Source organism: Brachybacterium sp. AOP24-D1-21 (assembly GCF_052378665.1).
Lineage (GTDB): Bacteria > Actinomycetota > Actinomycetes > Actinomycetales > Dermabacteraceae > Brachybacterium.
Genome location: NZ_JBQSXX010000001.1, coordinates 552,339 through 575,135 on the forward strand (window position 1 = coordinate 552,339; position 22,797 = coordinate 575,135).

The 22,797-nt window shown below is 70.6% G+C and carries 23 protein-coding genes; 14 read left to right on the plus strand and 9 right to left on the minus strand.

Annotated features, from left to right (window positions below):
- Positions 1-112 precede the first annotated feature (112 nt).
- The 3 genes from ACT3UF_RS02635 to ACT3UF_RS02645 all read left to right on the plus strand — a co-directional run bounded on the left by ACT3UF_RS02635 (position 113) and on the right by ACT3UF_RS02645 (position 2,317).
- Positions 113-547 carry a hypothetical protein gene (locus ACT3UF_RS02635; RefSeq protein WP_444600940.1) on the plus strand — a complete coding sequence of 145 codons (435 nt, stop codon included), beginning with the start codon at positions 113-115 and terminating at the stop codon, positions 545-547.
- Entirely contained in the window at positions 544-1,866 is a 1,323-nt protein-coding gene (locus ACT3UF_RS02640; protein WP_441443180.1) for an FUSC family protein, read from the plus strand. The genes ACT3UF_RS02635 and ACT3UF_RS02640 overlap by 4 nt, the downstream gene beginning before the upstream one ends.
- 133 nt (positions 1,867-1,999) lie before the next feature.
- Complete coding sequence (locus ACT3UF_RS02645; protein ID WP_444607986.1) at positions 2,000-2,317, plus strand: DUF2516 family protein; 318 nt, start codon at positions 2,000-2,002, stop codon at positions 2,315-2,317.
- A gap of 263 nt (positions 2,318-2,580) precedes the next feature.
- On the opposite strand, the gene fbaA is transcribed toward ACT3UF_RS02645, so the two are convergent.
- The 3 genes from fbaA to ACT3UF_RS02660 form a co-directional block, all read right to left on the minus strand.
- On the minus strand, positions 2,581-3,609 hold the full coding sequence (gene fbaA / locus ACT3UF_RS02650; protein ID WP_444607987.1) for a class II fructose-bisphosphate aldolase: 1,029 nt from the start codon (positions 3,607-3,609) through the stop codon (positions 2,581-2,583).
- Positions 3,610-3,763: 154 nt separating this feature from the next.
- Positions 3,764-4,117: a hypothetical protein gene (locus ACT3UF_RS02655; protein ID WP_444607988.1), complete on the minus strand. Its 354-nt coding sequence runs from the start codon at positions 4,115-4,117 to the stop codon at positions 3,764-3,766.
- Positions 4,118-4,121: 4 nt separating this feature from the next.
- Entirely contained in the window at positions 4,122-5,024 is a 903-nt protein-coding gene (locus tag ACT3UF_RS02660) for a hypothetical protein (protein ID WP_444607989.1), read from the minus strand.
- 150 nt (positions 5,025-5,174) lie between these two features.
- Here ACT3UF_RS02660 and ACT3UF_RS02665 point away from each other — a divergent pair, with 150 nt between their 5' ends.
- Positions 5,175-5,711 (plus strand): hypothetical protein, encoded by a 537-nt coding sequence (locus ACT3UF_RS02665; protein ID WP_444607990.1) that lies wholly within the window; start codon positions 5,175-5,177, stop codon positions 5,709-5,711.
- Between the two features lie 66 nt (positions 5,712-5,777).
- Here the strand turns inward: ACT3UF_RS02665 and ACT3UF_RS02670 are convergent, their stop codons facing one another.
- Both ACT3UF_RS02670 and ACT3UF_RS02675 read right to left on the minus strand, forming a co-directional pair.
- Positions 5,778-6,479, minus strand: a complete 702-nt coding sequence (locus ACT3UF_RS02670; protein ID WP_444607991.1) for a TrmH family RNA methyltransferase — start codon at positions 6,477-6,479, stop codon at positions 5,778-5,780.
- 11 nt (positions 6,480-6,490) lie between these two features.
- Positions 6,491-7,240: a DedA family protein gene (locus tag ACT3UF_RS02675; RefSeq protein ID WP_444607992.1), complete on the minus strand. Its 750-nt coding sequence runs from the start codon at positions 7,238-7,240 to the stop codon at positions 6,491-6,493.
- 188 nt (positions 7,241-7,428) lie between these two features.
- On the opposite strand from ACT3UF_RS02675, the gene ypfJ reads away from it, so the two are divergent.
- A complete protein-coding gene (gene ypfJ, locus ACT3UF_RS02680; RefSeq protein ID WP_444607993.1) occupies positions 7,429-8,367 on the plus strand; it encodes a KPN_02809 family neutral zinc metallopeptidase in 939 nt (312 codons plus the stop codon).
- Between the two features lie 105 nt (positions 8,368-8,472).
- On the opposite strand, the gene ACT3UF_RS02685 is transcribed toward ypfJ, so the two are convergent.
- Together ACT3UF_RS02685 and ACT3UF_RS02690 are read right to left on the minus strand one after the other, a co-directional pair.
- A complete protein-coding gene (locus ACT3UF_RS02685; protein WP_444607994.1) occupies positions 8,473-9,072 on the minus strand; it encodes an orotate phosphoribosyltransferase in 600 nt (199 codons plus the stop codon).
- A gap of 108 nt (positions 9,073-9,180) precedes the next feature.
- Positions 9,181-10,029: an SDR family NAD(P)-dependent oxidoreductase gene (locus ACT3UF_RS02690; RefSeq protein ID WP_444607995.1), complete on the minus strand. Its 849-nt coding sequence runs from the start codon at positions 10,027-10,029 to the stop codon at positions 9,181-9,183.
- 65 nt (positions 10,030-10,094) lie between these two features.
- Here ACT3UF_RS02690 and ACT3UF_RS02695 point away from each other — a divergent pair, with 65 nt between their 5' ends.
- The 7 genes from ACT3UF_RS02695 (at position 10,095) to ACT3UF_RS02725 (ending at position 15,895) form a co-directional block, all read left to right on the plus strand.
- Entirely contained in the window at positions 10,095-10,895 is an 801-nt protein-coding gene (locus ACT3UF_RS02695; protein ID WP_444607996.1) for an exodeoxyribonuclease III, read from the plus strand.
- A 469-nt stretch (positions 10,896-11,364) separates the two neighbouring features.
- Positions 11,365-12,525 carry a hypothetical protein gene (locus ACT3UF_RS02700; protein WP_444607997.1) on the plus strand — a complete coding sequence of 387 codons (1,161 nt, stop codon included), beginning with the start codon at positions 11,365-11,367 and terminating at the stop codon, positions 12,523-12,525.
- Entirely contained in the window at positions 12,522-13,772 is a 1,251-nt protein-coding gene (locus ACT3UF_RS02705; RefSeq protein WP_444607998.1) for a TadA family conjugal transfer-associated ATPase, read from the plus strand. The genes ACT3UF_RS02700 and ACT3UF_RS02705 overlap by 4 nt, the downstream gene beginning before the upstream one ends.
- Positions 13,769-14,854 carry a type II secretion system F family protein gene (locus ACT3UF_RS02710; protein ID WP_444607999.1) on the plus strand — a complete coding sequence of 362 codons (1,086 nt, stop codon included), beginning with the start codon at positions 13,769-13,771 and terminating at the stop codon, positions 14,852-14,854. Before ACT3UF_RS02705 ends, ACT3UF_RS02710 begins: the two co-directional genes overlap by 4 nt.
- Before the next feature lie 116 nt (positions 14,855-14,970).
- A complete protein-coding gene (locus ACT3UF_RS02715; protein ID WP_441443193.1) occupies positions 14,971-15,171 on the plus strand; it encodes a DUF4244 domain-containing protein in 201 nt (66 codons plus the stop codon).
- Complete coding sequence (locus ACT3UF_RS02720) at positions 15,168-15,566, plus strand: TadE family type IV pilus minor pilin (RefSeq protein ID WP_441443194.1); 399 nt, start codon at positions 15,168-15,170, stop codon at positions 15,564-15,566. Before ACT3UF_RS02715 ends, ACT3UF_RS02720 begins: the two co-directional genes overlap by 4 nt.
- Complete coding sequence (locus ACT3UF_RS02725) at positions 15,563-15,895, plus strand: Rv3654c family TadE-like protein (RefSeq protein ID WP_441443195.1); 333 nt, start codon at positions 15,563-15,565, stop codon at positions 15,893-15,895. Before ACT3UF_RS02720 ends, ACT3UF_RS02725 begins: the two co-directional genes overlap by 4 nt.
- 40 nt (positions 15,896-15,935) lie before the next feature.
- On the opposite strand, the gene ACT3UF_RS02730 is transcribed toward ACT3UF_RS02725, so the two are convergent.
- Positions 15,936-17,384: a heparan-alpha-glucosaminide N-acetyltransferase domain-containing protein gene (locus tag ACT3UF_RS02730; RefSeq protein WP_441443196.1), complete on the minus strand. Its 1,449-nt coding sequence runs from the start codon at positions 17,382-17,384 to the stop codon at positions 15,936-15,938.
- A 183-nt stretch (positions 17,385-17,567) separates the two neighbouring features.
- Positions 17,568-20,084, minus strand: a complete 2,517-nt coding sequence (locus tag ACT3UF_RS02735; RefSeq protein WP_442332449.1) for a DEAD/DEAH box helicase — start codon at positions 20,082-20,084, stop codon at positions 17,568-17,570.
- Positions 20,085-20,191: 107 nt separating this feature from the next.
- Here ACT3UF_RS02735 and ACT3UF_RS02740 point away from each other — a divergent pair, with 107 nt between their 5' ends.
- Both ACT3UF_RS02740 and ACT3UF_RS02745 read left to right on the plus strand, forming a co-directional pair.
- Positions 20,192-21,751 carry a DUF7059 domain-containing protein gene (locus tag ACT3UF_RS02740; protein ID WP_441443198.1) on the plus strand — a complete coding sequence of 520 codons (1,560 nt, stop codon included), beginning with the start codon at positions 20,192-20,194 and terminating at the stop codon, positions 21,749-21,751.
- Complete coding sequence (locus ACT3UF_RS02745) at positions 21,748-22,746, plus strand: phosphatase PAP2 family protein (RefSeq protein WP_441443199.1); 999 nt, start codon at positions 21,748-21,750, stop codon at positions 22,744-22,746. The genes ACT3UF_RS02740 and ACT3UF_RS02745 overlap by 4 nt, the downstream gene beginning before the upstream one ends.
- The last annotated feature ends 51 nt before the right edge of the window (positions 22,747-22,797 follow it).

Consider the following 22,797-nt stretch of genomic DNA (forward strand, 5'->3'; position numbering starts at 1 on the left):
CTCTCTTCACGGCTCTCTCCATGACGCCCTCCACGACGCCCTCACGGTTCCGGCACCGCCCTCCTACGCCACTGCCCGGTGCAGAGGCCGCTCAACTGGAACAATGGGGTGCATGAGAGCTGAGGGTGACGAGCAGGACTGGAGCCGGCACCGCCGCGAGGCGTTCGAGGTCAAGGAGCAGGCGATGCGTGCCGCCCGCCTGCAAGAGCACGAGCAGGCCACTGCGATGATCCGCGAGGCCGTCGACCGTTTCCATGCCGCCGGCATCTCGCCCGTCGCGCTGCGCGCCCGGCCCTACCAGGGCGGCGGCACACTCCGCACCGGCCTCGAGGGCTGGTACCTCAAGAAGGACCGCAGCCTCGCGATCGACGCCGAGGGTCACTACTTCGTGATGCGGGTCGACGGCGGTCTGCGGGCCCGACTGCGCGGCGCCGCCCCGGCACCGACCTATGCCCCGCTGGTCGTGGGGCGGGGCGGGCGCGACGGGGACTGCTTCCGCCTCGAGGAGCTGCTGGAGATGCGGCTGCAGGACCCGGTGCCCGCATGACCCCGCGCACCCCTGGCAGCAGCGCCCCCGCTGGCTCCAGCTCCCGGACGATGGGCGCGCTCCTCGAGCAAGCTCGCCACACCGTGCGCCAGTGGTTCCTCAAGGGCGTCTCCCGCGGCCACCGAGACCTGCTGACTGTGGGCCGAGCCGCGATCGCCGCGGCCCTCGCCTACCTGGTCAGCGGGTTCCTCTGGAACCACGAGCACCCCTTCTTCTCCTCGATCGTCGCGTTCATCATCATCGGCTTCGGCATCGAGAAGAAGATGCGCAAGATCGTGGAGATGTCCTGCGGCGTGATGCTCGGCGTGCTGCTGGGCGAGCTGGCGCGCGGGCTGCTCGGCTCCGGGACCTGGCAGATCCTGGTGGTGGTCTTCGGCGCCGGGATGCTGGCGCGCTTCATCGACTCCAGCAACCTCTTCGGGTTCCAGGTCGCGATCCAATCACTGCTGGTGATGATCATGCCCGTCACCCCCACCATGACCCCGGGCGGGCGGGCGCTGGACGCCGTCACCGGTGTCGTGGTCGCGATCATCATCCATCTGCTGCTCTCGGGCGATCCCCGCCGGCTCCAGTCCCGGGCGGCAGCCTCCTTCTATCGGGAGCTCGAGGACACGCTGGTGAGCTTGGCGCTCTCCGCGCGCAGCGGCGACCGCGGCGTGGCGCAGGCAGCGCTGAAGAAGCTCCGTGAGGTCTCCCAGAAGTACACCGACGAATGGTCCCTGGCCAATGACGTGGCCAACGAGATGGCGACCTTCTCCCCCTCGGGGCTGCGCCACGCCGACGATGTGAACCGGCTGCAGCACCTGCTGGTGGGCTCCGATCGGGCCATGCGGAACATGCGCGTGATCGCCCGTCGCGAGGTGGAGTTCCTCGAGGCGGTGCGCGGGGACGCCCATTCCCGGCTGGCCGATGCGCTGCTGGCCGCACGCGATGCGGTGCTCGAGCTCAGCAACGCCGTCTCGCACGAGGATGTCGACTTCACCGAAGCTCGGCGCAAGCTGCGCCTGTTCTGCTCCTACCTCTCCCCCGAGATGCTGCTGCGCAATGACGAGGGGATGCGCCCGGGTCGGGCCGGGCACTTCGAGGGTGTGACCCTGACGATCCAGCTGCGCTCCCTCGCGATCGATCTGCTGCAGGCCACCGGACTCAGCGCCGCGGAGGCCAAGCAGTTCCTGCCGAGCCTGGTGGTCGCCGCGGACGGCGATGCGATCGGCCCCCGCCCGATGACGATGGAGATGCGCGCCCTCGAGCCGCCAGCCACCACCGAGGCGCTCGAGCTGCTGATCACCGATCGCTCGGATCCCGACCGGCGACGCTGAGCATCTCCCGGGTCCGGGCGGCGCGTGCGGGGCCCTGCGCCACGCCGCCTGCTCGGGACCTCGGCCGGTTCGCTCCTGGCGTGTACCCGCCGGGGTCCGGGAACTGCCCAGCCATCACCCGTATCCTGAAGCGATGATCGCGCTCATCCAGATGTGGATCTTCCTCGTGCTCGCCGTGGCCCTGCTGGCGGTCGAGCTCTGGGCACTCGTCAACGCCCTGCGCTTCCGTCCCGACGCCTATGTGGCCGCGGGCAAGCGCACCAAGGTGTTCTGGTGCGTGCTGACCGGCGTCTCCGTGCTGCTGGGCTTCCTGTCGCTCCCATATCCGGTGGGCGGCGGCAGCTCGATGCTGTTCATGATCGCCGGAGTGGTCATCGCCGGAGTCTTCCTGGCCGACGTGCTGCCCTCCCTGAAGCAGGTCATGGGCCGCGCCCAGGGCAACCGCTGGTGACCCGCTGCTGACCAGCTGAGGACACTGTCGACGTCGGGCCTCGATCCCCAGCGGATAACGGGGGCGACCGACCGGGTGCAGACTACCGCGCGCAAAGAACTGCAGACGACCGCGCGCAAAGAACCGGGCGCAGACGAGGAAGACCCCGGAGCCGAAGCCCCGGGGTCCCGTGGAGTGCTGAGCTGATCAGCTCAGCTCGACATGTCGATCAGGCCACATCCATCGCCTGATCTCCTACCGCTCGCACGCTCGCAGTACGTCGATCAGGCCTGGTGCGTGCCGGCGGAGCGGAGGTTCTCGGCCGCCTCGACCAGGCGTGCGGCCAGTCCGGCCTCTGCCTTCTTGCCCCATGCGCGGGGGTCGTAGGCCTTCTTGCTGCCGACCTCGCCGTCGATCTTCAGCACGCCGTCGTAGTTCTCGAACATGTGCGAGACCACGGGGCGGGTGAAGGCGTACTGAGTGTCGGTGTCGATGTTCATCTTGATGACACCGTTGTCGACCGCGGTGCGGATCTCCTCGAGGGAGGAGCCCGAGCCACCGTGCATGACGAGGTCGAACGGCATCTCCTTGCCGTACTCCGCGCCGACGGCCTTCTGGATGTCCAGGAGGATCGACGGGGTGAGCTTGACGTTGCCCGGCTTGTACACGCCGTGCACGTTGCCGAAGGTGAGGGCGGTCAGGTAGCGGCCGCGCTCGCCCAGGCCGAGCTTGGCGGCGGTCTTCATGCCGTCCTCGGGGGTGGAGAAGAGCTTGTCGTTGGAGACATCGGCGACCACGCCGTCCTCCTCGCCGCCGACGACGCCGACCTCGATCTCGAGGATCTTCTTGGCTTCGACGGACTTCTCGAGCAGACGCTCGGCGATCTCGAGGTTCTCGTCGACCGGCACGGCGGAGCCGTCCCACATGTGCGACTGGAAGAGCGGGTTCAGGCCCTTCTTCACACGGTTCTCGAGGTCCCACTCGATCAGGGGCTCGACCCAGGTGGGCAGAACCTCCTTGGCGCAGTGGTCGGTGTGCAGTGCGACGTTGATCGGGTAGTTCTTGGCGACCGCGTGCACGAACTCGGCGAGTGCGATCGAGCCGGCGACGCGGTCCTTGACGGTGGAGCCGGAGAGGTACTCCGCGCCGCCGAAGGACACCTGGATGATGCCGTCGGTGTTCGCCTCGGTGAAGCCCTGCAGGGCTGCGATCGCGGTCTGCGAGCTGGAGACGTTGACGGCGGGGTAGGCGAACTTGCCTGCCTTCGCGCGATCGATCATCTCTGCGTACTGATCCGGGGTTGCGACTGCCATGAGGCACTCTCCTTCGCTGACGGGATGGGAGACGACCGGCGGGGCGGGCCCGCGCAGGGTCGTTCTATCGACCTCATTGTTCCACAGCGACCGGGTCGCTTCCTGTCCGCAGGTCCCCGTGGACAGATCCCCAGGTGTGCACTGCCGTGCACCGTCAGAACGGGCGGAGCTCGAGGAAGATCACAGCGCGCTGACCCTCACCGGACTGGGAGGTCGCAGGATGCGCAGCAGCACCCTCGAGATGGACGAGCTCCAGCTCTCCAACCCCCTCGATGCGCAGTCTCTGCCCGACATCGAGGCCGATCACGCCGGGCGAGGGGATGCCCAGCTCCCGATGGGTAAGGACCTCGCGCCGCACCTGGCTCACTCGTGACCCCTCCGACGCCACGGGGTCCAGATGCGCGCCCATCACCCCGATCAGGAGCGGGCCGACCACCTGCTGCGTGCCGTGCGTGATGCGGGCGCGCACCGATCCGTCGGATTGCGTCGCCGTCGCGTTGCGCACCATCACCTCACCTGTCCCATTCGTCTGCGGGGCTGCCGATCACGACGCCATCGAACAGCTCCCGGTACTCGTCCTCGGTGATCGTGATCCGGTGGGTGCCGTCGGTGGTGTCGTAGGAGGTGTTCGTGCCCCACGGATTGACCAGTGTGAGCGTCCCGTCAGGGTTCACGCTCTCGACGGTATGGGCATGCTGCTCGACGATCTGCGTGCCGTCGGGGCCGGTCGAACTATCGATGGTGCACAGCACCACGGGTTCCCCGTCCGCGACCGATCCCACCACGTTCTCGTAGCTGGGCATGTCCTTCGCATGTGTCCAGGGGTCGTTGTCCATGTATCTCGGCTCGCTGCCGGTCACCGCCTCCAGGACTCTGGCGGCGCCGGAGTTGGAGCTGTACCCGCCTTCCTCGCCGAGCACGCCCTCCTGGATCAGCGCCTGCTCATAGATGGTCGCCCAGTTCTGGTTTCCGTCGGGTCCGCGCACTCCGTCCCGTGCAACCTCGCCGCTCACCTCGACCGTCGTCCACTCACCGTCGATGTACAGGTCCACCTCGTACCGCTCCCTGCCCACTCGGCGCACGTGGTCGGCCAGGAACTCCGGGTCGGTGTGCGCGATGCTCGCCAGGATCGACAGCGCCACGCAGTTGCGCTTGCCCTCCTGGTTGATCGAGTCGATGGTGAACGCCTCCTCATCCAGAGGGATGTCGTTCTGCAGATCAGCGGTGTCTCCCCAGAGCGGTGCGAAGCCGTCCTGCCACACCCAGGGCTTGTTCTCGTCACCGTCGACCTGCTCAGGGCTGGAGGGACTGACCCCGTCGGGCTCGGAGACTCCGTCCTGTTCCTCCGCCTGCTGCTCGAGAGTGCGGGCCCGGTCAGAGATCTCCGCAACGGCCGACAGGAGCGGATCGAGCACCTCACGGTGTGCCCTGGCGAGGAACTCCTCCGCATCCGCGCCTCTCCAGCCCGCGCTCGCGACGCTGTGGATAGGCCAGGCTACGGGTCAGTGGCTGTCCGTACGATGGGGAGAACTCCCCTGACCGTGCTCTGCGAAGGGGCCCTCTGCATGAGACGAGCACGAGCCTGGACGGTGCTGATCGTCATGGCGATCGGAGCCACCACCGCCTGCGCGTCCGGAGCTGTCCAACCCGGCATCCCGGCGGACACCTCGGGTCCGCTCACCCTCCAGCAGGCCGAACAGCTGATCGAGGAGCCGCTCGGCGCCCTCGCCGACTCCGTCTCGGAGAGCGCCGACGAGTACGCGTCGTTCTCCGCGGACACCCCTGCCGAGGTGCAGGAAGTGAACGGGAACTGCCTGTATGTCTCGACCGTCTATCACAGCACACAGCGGGTCGACAGCAAGGGGTGGGGCGCACTGGCCGATTCGGTGGAGCCGCAGATGGAGGCGTGGGAGATGGACACCAGTGCGCTCGACCGTGAAGAGCGTGCCATCGGCGCCGGACTGCACGGACAGAACCCGCACAACCAGGCGGAGCTGACCGTGCGGGCCTGGAACGACCACCTGGACGAGGAGCTGGACGGTCCCACGATGGGGCTGGAGATGACTGTGCAGGTCCCGCTCATGGACTCGGAGTGCGGCTGACCCGGCTCAGCGTGCGGATGATGCGGCCTGGAGTACGGCTGGCCGGGCTGGCCGGCACGGTCGAGATCAGCGCAGGGGCCCCGCGGGCAGCTCGGCATGCTGCAGGACCCAGCTGTGCATCGCGATCGCAGCGGCTGCGGCGACGTTGATGGAGCGGGTCGAGCCGAACTGGCTGATGCCCACCACGAGCTGCGCCGCCTCGAGGATCTCGGCGCTCACCCCGGGCCCTTCCTGGCCGACCACCAGCACCGCATTGCGGGGCAGCGAGGTGCGCTCGATCGGCAGCGCTCCCTCGACCAGATCTATCGCCACGAGCGGGCGCCCCTCGGAGCGGGCCCAGTCGATGAGGTGCTGCGCGTCGGGGTGGTGGAACTCGTGCTGGTAGCGGTCGGTGACCATCGCGCCGCGACGGTTCCAGCGGCGCCTGCCGACGATGTGGAAGGCGCCGACGGCGAAGGCATTGGCGGTGCGCACCACGGAGCCGATGTTCGCGTCGTGCTCGAGGTTCTCGATCGCGACGTGCAGCTCGTGGCGGTGCGTGTCGAGTTCGGCGATGATCGCCTCGCGGCGCCAGTAGCGGAAGCGGTCCTCGACGTTACGACGGTCTCCGTGCTCGAGCAGATCGGGGTCGAAGCGCGCGCCCTCGGGCCAGGGTTGAGGATGCGGTCCGACTCCGACCTCTCGTGATGCGGCCGGGTGGGAGATGGCCTCCGCATCAGTTCCTCCCACCGCGCTGGGGGCGTCGAGCACGTCGCTTCCGTCAGGCATGTCCGGGCCGGTCACCGGCCGTCGGTCCGCTCACGCCCGGCCGTCTGCGCGTCCCCCTGCGAGTCGCCCTGCGAGTCGCCCTGCGGGCCCTCCTGGGAAGGCTCCTGCGCATTCTCCTGGAGGTACTGCTCATCGGGGTCCGGAAGTCCCAGCTCGCGACGCTTCTTCTCCCGCAGGATCAGCCTGACCACGAACCACAGGATCACCAACGCCACGATCGCGTAGGCGACCTTGGAGAAGATGTCGGTGTACGGCTCGATCACGGTCCAGTTGCTGCCCATGTAGAAGCCGATGGTCAGGAAGATCGTGTTCCAGATCGCGCTGCCGGCGGCCGTGAGCACCGTGAAGATCCCGATCGGCATCGCGTACAGGCCCGCCGGGATGGAGATCAGGGAACGGACCCCGGGAACGAAGCGGCCGAAGAAGATCGCCTTGTGGCCGTGCTTGTCCATGAACGCGACGGACTTGTCGTAATCGTCGACGTGCACCAGCGGCAGCCAGATGACGATCTTCCGCAGACGTTCCGGTCCCAGGAGCCGCCCGAGGCCGTAGAGCATCCAGGCCCCGACCACGGAACCGGCCACAGAGGCCAGCAGCATCAGCCAGTAGGAGTTCTCCGGCCCTGCCGAGGCCACGCCGGCCAGCGGGAGGATCACCTCGGAGGGGATCGGGGGGAACAGGTTCTCGGCGAAGATCAGCAGGAAGACACCGAAAGCGCCCAGGCTGTTCATGGTCTCGACCGCCCAGTCGACGATGTTCATGCAGGTCTCCTCGCGATGGGGGTGCTGATAGGTGGATCTGCCCGGCGACGTTCAGAGCACGGGGTCATTCGCGCTCAATGCTATGCGGTGGCGAGTGCTGCCCGAGCGACCAGCCGGTCACGTCCCCAGGACCTTCACTGTCGCCGTTCTACCTGCTCACACCGCACGATCAGGTCTACTCTGTGCGCATGACCTTCAACCCGAATGCGGAGATCCGCTCCGACAACGTCTCCGCAGCTGGCGGCGGAGGCGGGTTCCGGCCCCGTGGCGGCGGCGGGCGCGGTGGCCGCGGCCTGAAGCTCGGCGGTGGTGGCGGCTGCCTGCTGCTGGTGATCGTGATCATCTACGCGCTGATGGGCGGCAATCCGCTGGATCTGCTGGGTGGCTCCTCCTCCCCGCAGGGCCAGGGGCAGGGCCCGGTCGCCGAGGGCGGCTCGCTCGATCACTGCCTCACCGGCGCCGATGGGAACGAGAAAGACGACTGCCTGGTGCAGGCGACGATCGAGTCCGGCGACTCGCTGTGGTCGCAGCTCGGACCGGACTCCGGCATCCAGTTCGTCGAGCCCCAGGGTCTGGTGTTCACCGATTCGGTCCAGACGGGCTGCGGCGCTGCCACAGCGGATGTTGGCCCCTTCTACTGCCCGGCCGATTCCACGATCTACGTCGACACCACCTTCTTCGATTCCCTGTCGAGCCAGTACGGCGCCGACGGCGGGCAGCTGGCGAAGATGTACGTGGTGGCCCATGAGTACGGCCACCACGTCCAGCACCTCTCCGGATCGATGCAGGGCGCGGATCGTTCAGAGACGGGGCCGCAGTCCGACGCCGTCCGGCTCGAGCTGCAGGCCGACTGCTACGCCGGGGTATGGGCGCACCATGCCGCCAATACCGTGGACGACGACGGGAACGCAATGCTGTCCCCGCTCACCGACGAGGACATCGCCTCGGCGCTCTCCGCAGCCAGCGCCGTGGGCGATGACCACATCCAGGGCGAGGTGGCCGGCGGCCAGGTGCGACCGGAGTCCTGGACCCACGGCTCCTCCGAGCAGCGCCAGGCCTGGTTCACCACGGGCTATGAGCAGGGCACGGTGCAGTCCTGCGACACCTTCGCGGTGGACTCCGTCTGATCGACGTGCTGCGAGGAACGAGCGGCAGGAGAACAGACAGGATCAGCCCCGCCTGATCGACGTGCTGCGAGGAACGAGCGGCAGGAGCCGCCTGGCTGAGTCGCCTCAGATCTCCAGCTCGGAGATGTCGTACGCCGCGAGGTAGCGGTATCCGGCGGCTTCGACGGCCTCGCGGGAGGCGTCGGAGCGGTGCACGATCACGGCGACGGCGGCGATCTCTGCTCCGGCCTCGGTGAGCGCCTCGCAGGCGGTCAGCACGCTGCCGCCGGTGGTGGAGGTGTCCTCGACCGCGACCACGCGCCGGCCGGTGACGTCCGGTCCCTCGATGCGCCGCTGCAGGCCGTGCGCCTTGTTGGCCTTGCGCACCACGAAGGCGTCCAGCGGGTCGAGCGACTGATCGGCGGCGGAGGCGTGCAGGATCGAGGTCGCCACCGGATCGGCGCCCAGCGTCAGACCGCCCACGGCCTGGACCCCGGGCAGCAGCCCTTCGCGGCGCAGAAGGTCGAGCATCACGCGTCCCACCAGTGGGGAGGCCTCGTGGTGGAGGGTGATGCGGCGCAGATCGACGTAGTGATCGGCCTCCGCGCCCGAGGAGAGGATCACGTGACCGCGCACCACGGCGAGGTCGCGGATCAGGACTCGCAGACGCTCGCGGGCGGGCGCGATCGAGGCGGGCTGGGCGGAATCAGTGCTGGTGCCGGACATACGGCCAGAGTAATCGACCGAGCGCGGACAGCGCCCGACGGCCCACCGCGGCCGACGACGCACCGAGGGCGACGGATCCTGAGCCGGCAGCCTGCGACGTGCGCTGGGCTATGCGCCGTCCTCGCGCTGCCAGGGGGCATGGAGGTTCCGTCGTGACGCCCTTCGGCGGGAGCGATGCACGGAGCGGGACTGCATCCGGCGGTACCAGTCCGGAGAGGTGAGGGCACGGATCAGCGGCCGTGGTGCAATCCTGGAGAACTCGCTGGCAGTGCGGTACTTCACCGACGGAATCGACAGCACGTTGCCCTTGGCGGCGTCCTTGAGAGCCTGCTCGACCACATACGGCGCCTTCAACCAGGTGATCCGCGGCAGCCCGTCCATGCTCATCGAGGCGCGCTCATGGAACTCAGTCTGCACGAACCCGGGCAGCAGCGCGGTCGCCGTCACGCCGGTGCCCTTGAGCTCCATCGCGAGCGATTCGGTGAACACCGTGACCCAGCTCTTGGACGCGGCGTAGGGGCCGGCCGTGGTGTATCCGGCCAGGGAGCTGACGTTGAGGATGGCGCCCTTGCGACGCTGGACCATGGTGCGGGCCGCGGCGTGGGAGAGCACCAGCACGGCCTTCATCAGGGTGTCCATCTGCTTCTCGTGGTCATCGACGCCGACCTCGAGAAACCCACCACGCAGCCCGTAACCGGCGTTGTTGACCAGCAGGTCCACTCGTTCGACGGGGTCGGTGAGACGGATCGCGACGCGGTCGAGCTGCTCGCGGTCCGAGAGATCTGCGGACAGTACCTCGACCTCGACCTTGTGGACGTCGCGGATCTGCTCGGCGACGGCGCCGAGCCGATCCTGGTCACGCGAGACCAGCACGAGATCATGCCCGGTCCCGGCCAGCTGCCAGGCGAATTCGAGTCCTAATCCGGAAGTGGATCCGGTGACGAGTGCGCGCGCCATGGCCTGAGTTTACGACTGTCCGGGCGGGACTGCGGACGACTTCGGTCCCCCGTAGGATCGGTCGCATGCGCATCGCCACCTGGAACATCAATTCGCTGCGGGCCCGGATGGATCGGGTGCTCGCCTTCCTCGAGCGGCACGACGTCGACGTGCTCGCCCTGCAGGAGATCAAGGCCAAGCCTCAGCAGCTGGACCTGACCGCACTGGAAGAGGCGGGCTACGAGGTTGCCGCGCACGGCCTGAATCAGTGGAACGGGGTGGCGCTGATCTCCCGCGTCGGCCTCACCGATGTGCGCACCGAGCTGCCGGCTGTGCCCAGCTTCCCCGAGGACGAGACCGGCGTGGTCGAGGCACGTGCGCTGGGCGGCGTGGTCGGCGATGGACTGCGGATCTGGTCGCTGTATGTGCCCAACGGCCGCGAGCTCGACCACCCGCATTACGCCTACAAGCTGCGCTGGCTCGAAGCGCTGCGCGCCGAGGGCGCCCGAGAGCTCGCCGAGGATCCTTCGGCCCGCGCCGTGCTGGTGGGCGACTTCAACGTCGCCCCATTCGACGAGGACGTGTGGGACATGAGCTTCTTCGAGGGAAAGACCCACGTGACCGAGCCGGAGCGCACCGCGTTCCAGTCCGTGGTCGACGCCGGCTACGCCGATGTGATGCGCGCCGACCATCCGGGGCCCGGCGTGTACACCTATTGGGATTACCAGGCGCTGCGCTTCCCGAAGAAGGAGGGCATGCGGATCGACTTCGTGCTCGGCTCCCCCGCCGTGCAGTCCGCGGTGACCGGATCCTTCATCGACCGCGAGGAGCGCAAGGGCAAGGGCGCCTCGGATCACGCACCGGTGGTCGTGGATCTGGAGTTCTGAGCCCGACGCCCGGGCGTCGCGATGGCGTTTCGGGTGTGCCGCTCACACAGCGTCCCGTCGCGCAGCTCGCGACGGTGAGTCGCGAAGCCCGCGGAGGTTCTGCGCAGAAGAGAGCAGCAGGGACCAGAAGAGATCTGAGCGCAGCAGAGAAAAAGTTCTGCGCACAAAAGAATGGAGCGGCGTCGCGATCTCTCGCGGCGCCGCTCCGGACGAGCCATGTGCATCGGGATCAGGCGTACACGTGATCTAGCTGCGGTGGCGCTTTCGACGCCTCACAGCCGGTCCGTTGCGGGGACCAGTCGTACGTGGGTTCCGATGCCGGTATTCGTCGTTGTGAAGATCACACTACGCGCCTGCCGCCGGGTGCGCAAGGACCTGGGTCCCGCGGACCGTTCCTCCACAGAACGCAGTTGTCCACCATCTCCGATCGAGCCTGCCCGGCCGGCCGGATTGCGGCCACCATGGCCGTATGACCAGCACAACCTCTCCCTCCGCTGCTCCTGAGGCCTTCTTCCCGGGCCTGCCGGATGCCCTGATCCCGACCGCGCCGGACGGTCCTTCGGACACGTCTCCGCGCCGTCGCAGCGCACGGTTCCCGGGCCTGGAGAAGGCGGCTGCGGCTCCTGGTCCGAGTGCCCGCCCGCGGGTCTGCTGGATAGGTCCGGAAGGGCCGCTGCGCGAGCTGGTTCGAGACCACGCGATGGCGGTCGGAGCCGAGCTCTCCGATGTCCTCGAGGGCGGGGCCGCGGCCTGCGTGGTCGCAGATGCGGATGCTCTTGCGCACCGGGCCGGGGTGCTTGGCCGGGACCGGGCACCGTTGCTGGTGGTGACCTCCCAGAGCGAGATCCCCGCCACAGTGTGGCCGCTCGCGCTCGCGGCCGGCGCGCGCGCCGTGATCCCCCTGCCCGGTGGCTCCGAGGAGTTCCTCTCGCGTCTGGCCGATCTCGCCCGCCCCCGCACCGCGTCGCTGCTGCTCGGGGTCGTCGGGGGCTGCGGCGGAGCCGGCGCCTCGAGCTTCGCGGCACGGCTGGCCGCCGCCTTCCGCTCCCGAGGACCGGTGACTCTGATCGACGCCGATCCGCTGAGCGGCGGGCTCGATCTGCTGGTCGAGGCGCCATCGGCGCCAGGGATCAGTTGGGCGGAGACGGCCGATCTGGGTCCGGACGATGGGGAGGCGCTGCGCGAGGGCCTGCCGACGGTGGACGAGGTGCGTCTGCTGGTCGCCCAGGAAGGATCCGGACCGGATCGCTCCGCGGTCTCCCGGGTGCTGTCCGCTCTGGCCCCGCTGGGAGGGACCGTAGTGGTGGATCTGAGCTCGGAGATGGTCCCGGCCGCCGCAGAGCATCTCGATCAGCTGCTGGTGCTCGTCCCCTCCACCGACCATGCGGTGCGTTCGACGACCCGGAGGCTGCGTGCCTGGCAGCTGTCCGAGGGCCTCGCCCAGGTCGTGGTGCGCCGCAGCGGACCCCTCAGCAGCCGGGAGGTCTGCGAGGACCTCGCGCTCCCCCTCGCTGCAGCCTTCCATGACAGCACCCGCGGCGCCGTGCCCCTGCTGGATGTGCGACGTCGGGGCGCCGACCGCGCTGCACGAATGCTGGCCTCCGCCCTGACCACGAGCGGGCGCTCATGAGCGCCTCGCAATCGCCCGTCCTCGACGAGGACCTCTCACCGATTCTGGACCTCGTGCGAGAAGATCTGGTGCGCTCCCCCGGCCTGGTGGACGTGCCGCGCATCGTCCGGGTGCTCCGCCGCCAGGGGCGGGTGCTCGGTGCGGCAGCGACCCTCGAGCTCACCTCTCGGCTCCGTGACCACGTGGACGGCCTCGGTCCCCTGCAGCCGCTGGTCACCCCCGGGGTGACGGACCTCCTGGTCAATGACAACGGGACGGTGTGGGTCGATGATGCCGCCGGGCTGCACCCCACCTCCGTGCACCTGGAGCCGGGTCAGGCCCGCGATCTCGCGGTGCGGCTCGCGACGGCGGGCGGACGGCGGCTCGATGATGCGGTGCCCTGGGCCGACGCGCATCTGCCGTCCGGCATCCGCTTCCATGCCGTGCTGCCGCCGCTGTCCCCGGGCGGGACGATCCTCTCCCTGCGCCTGCCCTCCTCCACCCGGCTCGACCTCGAGGATCTGGAGCGGTCCGGCGCGATCGACTCCGCCACCCGAGATGTGCTGCGAGCGATCATCGCGGCACGGGTGCCGTTCCTGATCAGCGGCGGCACCGGGACCGGCAAGTCGACCCTGCTCGCCGCGATGCTTCGCGAAGCATCCCCTGGCGAGCGGATCGTGATCGTCGAAGATGTGCTCGAACTGGCCGTGGACCATCCCCACGTGGTGCATCTGCAGTCCCGTCATGCGAACAGTGAAGGGGCCGGCGCAGTGGACCTCACCGATCTGGTCCGGCAGAGCCTGCGGATGCGACCGGACCGGGTGGTCCTCGGGGAGTGCCGTGGAGGCGAGGTCCGAGAGCTGCTGCAGGCGCTGAACACCGGACATGAGGGCGGCTGCGGCACCGTCCATGCGAACACCGCCGCGGATGTCCCCGCCCGGCTCGAGGCGCTGGGAGCGCTCGGCGGGCTCGACCGCGCCGCGCTGGCCGCCCAGGTCGCCAGCGCCCTGGAGGTGGTGGTCCATCTCGCGCGCCGAGACGGGTCGCGAGTCCTCGAGGAGATCGCCCTCCTGCATCGCGGCGACGACGGAATGCTGCGAACCTCGACCGCGCTGCGCCTCCGCGACCGCCGTCTGGAAGAGGGGCCGGCCGCGCAGGCTCTCGCCGAGCGGGTCCGCGCCGCCCAGCCCGTGCCCGCCACCCGCGCGACGACCGCGCCCCAGAACGTCGCTCCGAGACCCCGAGCCGTGCGCCGGAGGTCGGCATGATCATCGCGGCTTTCGCCCTCTCGGCCACCCTGCTCTGGGTGCTCTCCCCTCCGTCGCTCGCCGTCGCCTCGACCCCGACCCTGCGAACGCCGAGACGTGCCGCCGCAGGACCGCTCGAGATGGCACGCCTCGTGGAGCAGCTGGCCACGATCATCAGCTCCGGCTCCGGGCCCCGCCAGGCCTGGTCCGCACTGGCCCGCACCCTCCCCGCGGGAGACCTGCAGGACCTCTCCCGTGCTGCCGCCTCCGGCGCCGACCCCCGCCGCGCCGCCGGGGCGCACCTGCAGCGGTCCGAGATGGTCAACGCCCTCGGCGCGGCCCTCGCGGTCTGCGCACGCACCGGCGCACCCACGGCCGAGATGCTGCAGAGCCTCGCGGACGCCCTGCGGGACCTCCACGATGCCGCTCAGGCGCGCCGCAGCGCCTTCGCCGGCCCACGTTCCACCGCCCGGATCCTGCTGGTGCTCCCGCTGGCAGGGCTCGGGCTGGGGATGCTGCTGGGCGGGGATCCGCTGCGACTGCTGCTGGTGTCCCCGGTCGGCAATCTGCTGGGTCTGACCGGGCTGGTGCTCACCCTCCTCGGCTGGTGGTGGATGCGTCATCTGATCCGGCGAGCGGACCCTCCCCGAGAGCACCGGGTGGATCCGTCCGTGGGACTCGAACTGATCGCCGGGGCGCTCGATTCCGGGCTGCCGCTGGCCCGCGCCGTCGCCGCTGTCGGCGATTCCCTGGAACCGGGCCCCGACGCGAAGACGCTGAACCGGCTCGCCGCCTCCCTCGCCGCCGGTGTCCCCGCTGCCCACGCCACCAGGGTGCTGCCGCCGACATGGAGCGCGCTCGAGCAGTCCGCGGCTCTGGCCGAGGGCACGGGTGCGGATCTCGCCCGGGTCCTCCGCTCCGCGGCGCGGGATGCCCGCCGCGGCCATGCCCGCGATGCCGAGGTGCTCGCCGCCCAGCTCGCGGTCCGTCTGGTGATGCCCACCGGCCTGACCCTGCTGCCAGCCTTCGTGGCACTCGGCATCATCCCCACGGTGATGTCCCTGCTCGGCGGCACCTTCTCCCTCACGGTCGGCGGAGCGTGAGGCCATGACCACCGGGACCCTCCCGGTGCACCGACTCCTCCCGGAGCCGGTGACCGGCAGCTGCGGCTGCCACCCCCGGGACGGCGAACGCCGTCCCCGACACGAAGGAGGACCTCATGTCCCTCACCAAGGAGCGGCTGCGCCGCACCCTCGACCGCGTGATGCGCGGCGAGGCGGGCGCCTCGACCGCGGAGTACGCGATCACAGTGCTCGCCGCCTGCGGATTCGCCGCCGTCCTGGTCGCCCTGCTGGCGTCCGGGGAGGTGCGCGAACTGCTGATGGGGATCATCACCTCAGCCCTGTCCAAGGGGTCATGATGCCGCGGTCCGCCCGGTCGTCCCGTCTGCGGGACGACCGGGGGTCCGCCACCGCGGAGACCGCGATCGTCCTGCCCGTTGTGGTGGTGATGGTGCTCGTGGTGCTGCTGACCGGGGCTGGGCTCGGCACGCAGGTGCGGCTCGAGAGCGCGGCACGCGGTGCCGCCCGGGAGCTGGCCCGCGGGGAGGACTCGGCCGCCGCCACGGCCGTCGCACAGCGGATAGGCGGTGAGGGCACGACGGTCGAGATCGTCGCTGGCGGTGAGTGGGTGCGGGTGGAGGTCAGCCGCACCCTGCAAGCCCCCGCTGGAGCGCTGTCCGGGGCGAGCTGGGAGCTGAACGCCGATGCCGAGGCCCGGCTCGAACCCCATCTGCTCTCGGGGCGAGCACCATGAGCACCGGTGCCGCGTCGGTGCTGGCCTGGACCGGAGCCGCCACCGCGGTGGTCGGGGGCCTCTCACTGCTGGGCACCGGCGTGATCGCCCAGTCCCGCGCCGAGACGGCAGCCGATCTCGCGGCCCTTGCCGGCGCCGACGCCCTCGCCGCCGCCCACGGTCAGCCCTGTGAGGTGGCCGCCGAAGCCGCGGACCGGAATGGGGCGCTGCTGGTCTCCTGCGAGCAGCGTGAGTGGGACGTGCTGGTCACGGTGCAGGTCGAGGCGTCCCCGCTGCCGGTGGCAACCTCCCGCTCCCGAGCCGGGCCGGGCCCGGCAGACCTGCCGTGACGGTGTGATCGGGCTGCTCGTCGGGGCTGGTCGTCGAGGCTCAACGCTGGCCGCGGGCGTCTCCTGTAGGTGCCGGGACCGGCAGGGGTGGCGCGGCGCGCCGTGCAGCCCAGGCTGTCAGCCGTTCGAGCGGACCGCGGCCGAGGAGGGCCGCCCACGCCAGGCACACCAGGATCAGAGCGAGGCTCATCAGCACCCACACCAGGTTGCTGGAGATCCATCCGCCGGGCCCGACCAAGGCGAAGAGCGCGAACACATGGACCGAATAGGCGGTCAACGGCATCGCGCCCAGTGCCGACAGCGGCAGCAGCACCCATCGCAGCGGCCTCGCGAGCAGCAACAGCACTCCGATCACGCACATCGCGAGCCCTCCGGAGCGGAATATCTCCACGGTGGAGCCCGAATGGGGAGAGAGCGAGACCACCGAATCGAGGAGCATCGGCCCCGGCTCCATGTCGATCAGGCTCTGCGGATAGGACGCCCATCCCTCGCCTCCGGGGTCCTCGGACCACGAGGACTCCTCCTCCAGCCAGGTATCCGCGTAGTCGGGCGGTTCGCAGTAGACGGTCGGATCCCCGGGATAGGGCGGGTAGCAGACCAGGCCGGTCAGGTCGATCTCCTCCCCCGGGACCGTGGCCGCGTCACCCTCCCACGACCCCTCGTCCTCCACAGTCCACGAGGAGCCCTCGCCGGAGCTGCCGGAAGCCGTCCCCTCCTCCCAGGAGGAGCTGCCCGTCAGGGCTCCCGGGGCCAGCACGCCGAGCAGCACCGCGAACAGCAGCCCCACACCGGTGCCGAGCACGGCGAGCGCCGCTCCTACCCCCGCCACGACGGCCGCGACCCGGCGCCGCTCCAGAGGCAGCCGCCCCAGCGCCATGCCCACCAGCATCAGCGGAGCCCAGGCGGTGAACCGATAGATGCCGGTCAGCACCAGCAGTGCCCCGCTCCCGTATCCCCCGAGCGAGAGCACCTCGACGGCGGCGACCAGTAACGGTCCCAAAAGCGCGATCGGGAGCGCGAGCAGCAGCAGCCTGCTGGCGCGCAGCCGCAGCACCGGCAGCGCAGCGATGTACATGACCCCGTAGAAGGTGAGTATCACCGCGACCCCTGTGCCGAGCATCTCCAGCACCAGACCGATCACGAAGATCACCGCGCCGCGGCCGAGGAGTGCGAGGCGCAGCCGCGGGAGCTCCTCCACGTCGGGCAGCTGGGTCCGGCCCGTCATCAGCGCGATCGAGACTCCTGCCAGCACTGCGAACAGCAGCGCGGAGTTCCCATGCACCACAGAGAAGTAGCTCAGCGGATCGCCCGGGGAGAACTCCGGGATGTCCCCCACGTGCGCGCCGATCATCCCGAGGATCGCGAGCGCCCGCGCCACGTCCACAGCAGTGATCCGTGGCGGCGAGACCAGGGCTCGCAGCCGCTGCTGCGGGCTGGGACGCTCCTGCGTCACTCCCACGACCGGTCGATCCGCGATCGCACTGCTCATCCGAGGCTCCTCCACCTCTGGCGACGCACGGCCGCTCCCCTCCCCGGTGTCCGGAGAACATCCTGATTGTGGGGCTCCACCGAGAACTCGCAGCGCAGCGCCGCATCACGGTTCGGTCACGGCGTGGGCAGCACGTCGCCGCAGCGCAATCCCTCTTTCGTCACGGCAACCGTCAGACGGTCGTCACCGCACTGATCCGGCGTTCCCCTCCTGCTCTCGCAACAGCTCCAGCAGGCGTACGGCCTGCGGTTTCGACAGGGGTTCATTGCCATTGCCGCACTTCGGAGAGACCACACAGGCGGGGCAGCCCGCCTCGCAGCCGCACTCACCGATCATGTCCGCGGTGGCGCGCACCCAGGCGGCGGCTCCGTCGGCCCCGCGCTCGGCGAAGCCGGCCCCGCCGGGGGCGCCGTCGTAGACGAAGATCGTGGGTGCTTCGGTGTCCTCGTGGAGCGCCGTGGAGAGCCCGCCGATGTCCCAGCGGTCGCAGGTGGCCAGGAGCGGCAGCATCGAGATCGCGGCATGCTCCGCCGCGTGCAGGGCGCCCGGCAGCTCCTCCTCCGGGATCCCGGCGGCGTCGGTCCGCTCCCGGGGGATCACCCACCACACCGCCTTGGTGGTCAGGGTGCGCGGGGGCAGGTCCAGCGGGCGCTGTGCGAGCACGGCCTGAGTGAACACATCACGCACCTGATAGCCGGTGACCTGGTCTGTGACATCCACGGTGCCGAAGCACAGCCGCACCCCGCCCGCCCATTCGACCTCGCGATCGATCTGCCGGATCCGCAGGCTGGAGGCGGACTGCGGATGGGTGGTGTGCAGCGGGTCCTCGCGGTGCACGAAGGCAGCGGCCTGCTCCACGTCGAGACGGTCCACTACATAGCTGCGTCCCTGGTGGAGGTACACCGCGCCGTCGTGGACCTGGGTGTGGGCGCTCGCGGCATCCACGGTGCCCAGCAGCACGCCGCTGGCCTGCTCGACGATCCGCACCGGCTCCCCACCGCTGCCGCGCAGGTCGGTGAGCTGGTGCGCGGATTCGCTCAGCGTCCAGTACCAGCCGGTGGCCCGCGAGCGCAGCACCCCCCGGGCCGCGAGGGTCATCAGCAGGTCCCGCGCCGTCGGCCCGAAGATCTCCTCCTCGCCGTCACGGATCGCGAGCTCAGAAGCGGCGGCGCACAGATGCGGCGTCATCACATATGGGTTCGCGGGATCGAACACGGATGCCTCGACCTCGGCGCCGAAGATCGTCTCCGGGTGGTGGACCACATAGGTGTCCAGCGGGTCCTCCCGCGCGACGAACAGCGCGAGCGCGCCGCCGTCGGCGTCCTGTCGCCGCCCTGCCCGGCCGAACTGCTGCCACAGCGAGGCCCGGGTCCCGGGCCAGCCGGCGACCACCACGGCGTCCAGGCCCGCGATGTCGATCCCCAGCTCGAGCGCGTTGGTCGACGCCAGCGCCTTCAGCTCCCCCGATCGCAGCGCGTCCTCGAGCTGGCGTCGCTCGCGCGCCAGATACCCGCCCCGGTAGGCGGCGATCCGGGAGGCACGGTCCGCAAGCCCAGGGGCGGCGGTGCGCTCGGCCTTCTGCGTGAGCAGGCGCTGCGCACCGCTGGAGACCAGTTCGGCGCCGCGCCGAGAGCGGGCGAAGACGAGGGTCTGCACGTCCCGTTCGACGAGGTCGGCGAGGATCGCGCCGGCCTCGCTGGTGGCCGAGCGGCGCAGCGGGTCCTCTCGCCGCTTCCCCGCGGTGCCCTCGCCGGATTCATCGTCGATTTCATCATCGGCGGAGTCGTCGACGTCCTCGGCGTCCTCGGCGTCCTCGGCGTCCTCGGCGTCCTCGGCGTCCTGCCACCGTGCCGGGTCCCCGCGGCCGTCGACCCTGGTCCGGGTGCCCGGCTCCCACAGCCCGATCGTCAGCCCGGCCCGGGGAGAGCCGTCCTCGGTGACCGCCTCGACATCCCGACCGACCAGCCGCGAGGCGGAGAGCTCGGGATTCGCGGTGGTGGCGGAGGCGAGGATGAACGTGGGATCGGCACGGTAATGCGCGGCGATCCGGCGCAGCCTCCGGATCACCATCGCGACATGGCTGCCGAAGACTCCGCGGTAGCTGTGGCACTCGTCGATCACCACATAGCGCAGCGCCCGGAAGAAGTGCGCCCACTGCTCGTGCCCGGGCAGAATCCCGAAGTGCAGCATGTCGGGATTGGTGAGCACCACGGAGCCGTGGCGACGCACCCAGCGGCGCTGCTCGGAAGGGGTGTCGCCGTCGTAGACCGCGATCCGGGCGTCGCGGATCCCGGCACCGTCGGCCATCGCGGTGATGTTCGTGAGCTGATCCGCGGCCAGCGCCTTGGTGGGCGAGAGGTACAGGGCGGTGGCGCGGGGAGCCTCGTAGTCATGCTCGCGAGCCCCGATCGCGGTGAGCACGGGCAGCAGGTAGGCGAGCGACTTGCCCGAGGCCGTGGCCGTGGCGAGCACCACATCCTGACCGTCGTGCGCGAGTTGCGCGGCCTGCTCCTGGTGCGTCCAGGGAGCGGTGATGCCGCGCGCGGCGAGATGCTGCACGAGCCGCGGATCGGTCCACTCCGGGAAGCTGCCGCGGCGTCCCTCCCGCCCAGGTCGGCGCTCGACATGGGTGAGGCAGCTGCGGCGGATCAGCGGCGCGGTGAGATCGGTGAGGAGGTCCTCGGCTGCACCTGCCCGCATCCGCCTGTCCCTCCCCATCTCTCACTTCGCGACCGCGCACAGAATGTGCGGATCTCCCCCGCCTGGTGTCCGGTCGGACCCCAGGTGGCTGATGCACAATCGTAGCCATGCCCACCGACTCACCGACCCCGCCCCCGCGCGTGCTGACCGCGGAGATCGCGGCCCTGCGCACGGACCTCTCGGCCGGCCTGTACACGAGTGCCAGGATCGAGGAGCTGCTGGGGCCGGTCGCCTCCGCCGCGCTGCGGCGCGAGAACCCCGTCCCGGCTCGCCGGATGCTCGAACCGCTGACTGATCCTGCCGCCGTGCTGCTGCGCCTGTTCACCCTCGGCGCCGTGCTGTCCCGGGCGCAGGTGCAGGCCGCGCTGCCCACCCTCGGCGTCGACGGCGCGCTGCGCCTGGGCCTGCTCGGCCCGGCCGGTGATGACCCCGACTCCGCGCTGCAGGCGCTGGTGGACCTCGCCCCGTATTCGGCACGCGATGACGCCGGAGAGATCGACTGGTGGATCGCCTCGGACCATTCGGAGCTCGCCACCGGCGCCCCGCTGGGCCCGGAGCACGTGCTCGGGGTGGGCGGCGCCTCCCTGACCCTGGCGAGGATCACCCCGCGCGAACCCGCCCGCCGGGTGCTCGACCTCGGCTGCGGCGGCGGGATCCAGGCGCTGCACGCCTCCCGCCACGCCGAGCAGGTGGTCGCCACCGATCTGTCCGAGCGGGCGCTGGGCTTCGCCGCCTTCAACGCCGCGCTGAACAGCATCGAGCTCGACCTTCGCCAGGGCTCCCTGCTCGAGCCCGTGCGCGGCGAGACCTTCGACCTGATCCTGTCCAATCCCCCCTTCGTCATCACCCCGCGTGATGTCGTCGCCGAGGACACGACCTGGACCTACCGTGACGGCGGCCGCGCCGGGGACACACTGCTCGCCGAGCTGCTGCGGGAGCTGCCCACCCATCTCGCTGCGGGCGGCAGCGCCGTGATGCTCGGCAACTGGGAGATCCGCGACGGTGAGGACTGGGACACCCATCCCCGGGCGTGGATGCAGGCGGCCGTCGCCGACGGCGTGGACGCCTGGGTGCTGCAGCGCGAGCAGGAGGATCCCGCTCAGTACGCGGAGACCTGGGTCCGTGACGGCGGCATCACCACCCGCGATGAGCGCTGGCCGGCCCTGACCGGGGCATGGCTGGATGACTTCGCGGCCCGGGATGTGGAGGCGATCGGCTTCGGCTACCTGCTGCTGCGCCGCCCGGAGAGCGCCGCCGCGCGACCCGGAGTGCTGCGCACAGAGCTCGTCCCGGGCACCGGCAGCGGCTCCCTGGCCGCCCACCTCGCCGCCTCTCTGAGCGCCCTCGCCGCGCTCGAGGACCACGACGACGAGGCGCTGGCCGCCTCCCGCCCGGTACGGGCGGAAGACGTGATCGAGCGCCGCCATCTGACCCCCGGGGACTGGGACCCGATGCTGATCGAGCTCGTCCAGGGCGCGGGCTTCGCGCGGGTGGTGCGGGCCGACCAGCTGCTCGCCGCGACCGTCGGCGCACTGGACGGCACCCTGACCCTCGGGCAGGTGCTCGGTGCCGTCTGCGCGCTCACCGACGTCGATGAGGACGAGGCCCGCGCCCGGGCGCTGCCTGCGGTGCGCGAGCTGCTGATCACCCAGATGGTGGCCCTGTGAGCGCCGCCAGCACCGCTGGCCGCCGGGATGCCGCCCGCTCCGGGAGCACCGCCCGCGTCGGCGGTCTCGCCCGCCCGCTGCTCTCGCTGCTGGCCGCCGCCGTATGCGCCGCCGCGATCGTGGGCCTCGCCCGCGGCGCCGTGGGCACCGCGAGCGGACAGCGCCTGGATCAGCTGATCCTCTCCGGCGCAAAGGCACATGAGGGCCCGCTGTCGCAGTACGCCGAGCTCGCGGTCCAGTCGGTCAGCGTGCCGGTGATCGCGGTGCTGCTCGCGCTGGCGACGGTGCTGGTGCTGGTGCGTCGACGGCTGAGGCTGCTGATCCCGCTGACCGTCCTGGCCATCGGCGCGAACCTCACCACCCAGCTCATCAAGCACGTCCTGGTCACCCGTCAGGCGCTGGGGCCGGGCATCGACATCACCCCCAACTCCTTCCCCTCGGGGCACACCACCCTCGCGGCCACCGCGATGATCGCGGTGGTGCTGGCCGCCGGGCGGGCGCGGGTGGTGCTCGCGCCCCTCGGCGCGCTGTGGACCCTCGCCGCCGGCCTCGGCACGCTGGTGGTCGGCTGGCACCGCCCCAGCGACGTGATCGGGGCGATCGCGGTCGCGGCCGCCTGGACGTTCCTGGTCCTCGCCGCCGACGGGCTCCACACCCGCCGCCTCCGCGCCCGGGCCGCCGCCCATCCCGGCCGTGGCCGCCGCCGCCGCGGCATCGAGGTCTCGAACTCCTCCCGCACCCCGCGTCATGGCGCGGGGACGGTGGTGATGGCGGCGGTGCTCGGTCTGGGAGGCCTCGCTGGCCTCGGGATGGGAGCAGTCGGTCTGCTGTCCCTCCCCCGCCCGCTCGAGCTCCACGACGTCCCCCAGCAGCTGGCCGCGTTCCGCGCGACCGCCGCGCTGATCGGTGGCGGCACCGGCGCCTGGATGGCCCTGGTGCTGGCGCTGCGCACGCCGATCTCACACCGGGGGCGCATCAGCGAGCGTGTACCGTGAGCAATCGCCGAGCGCAGTGGATGCGTCCGGTTCATCCCGGACCACGGCATT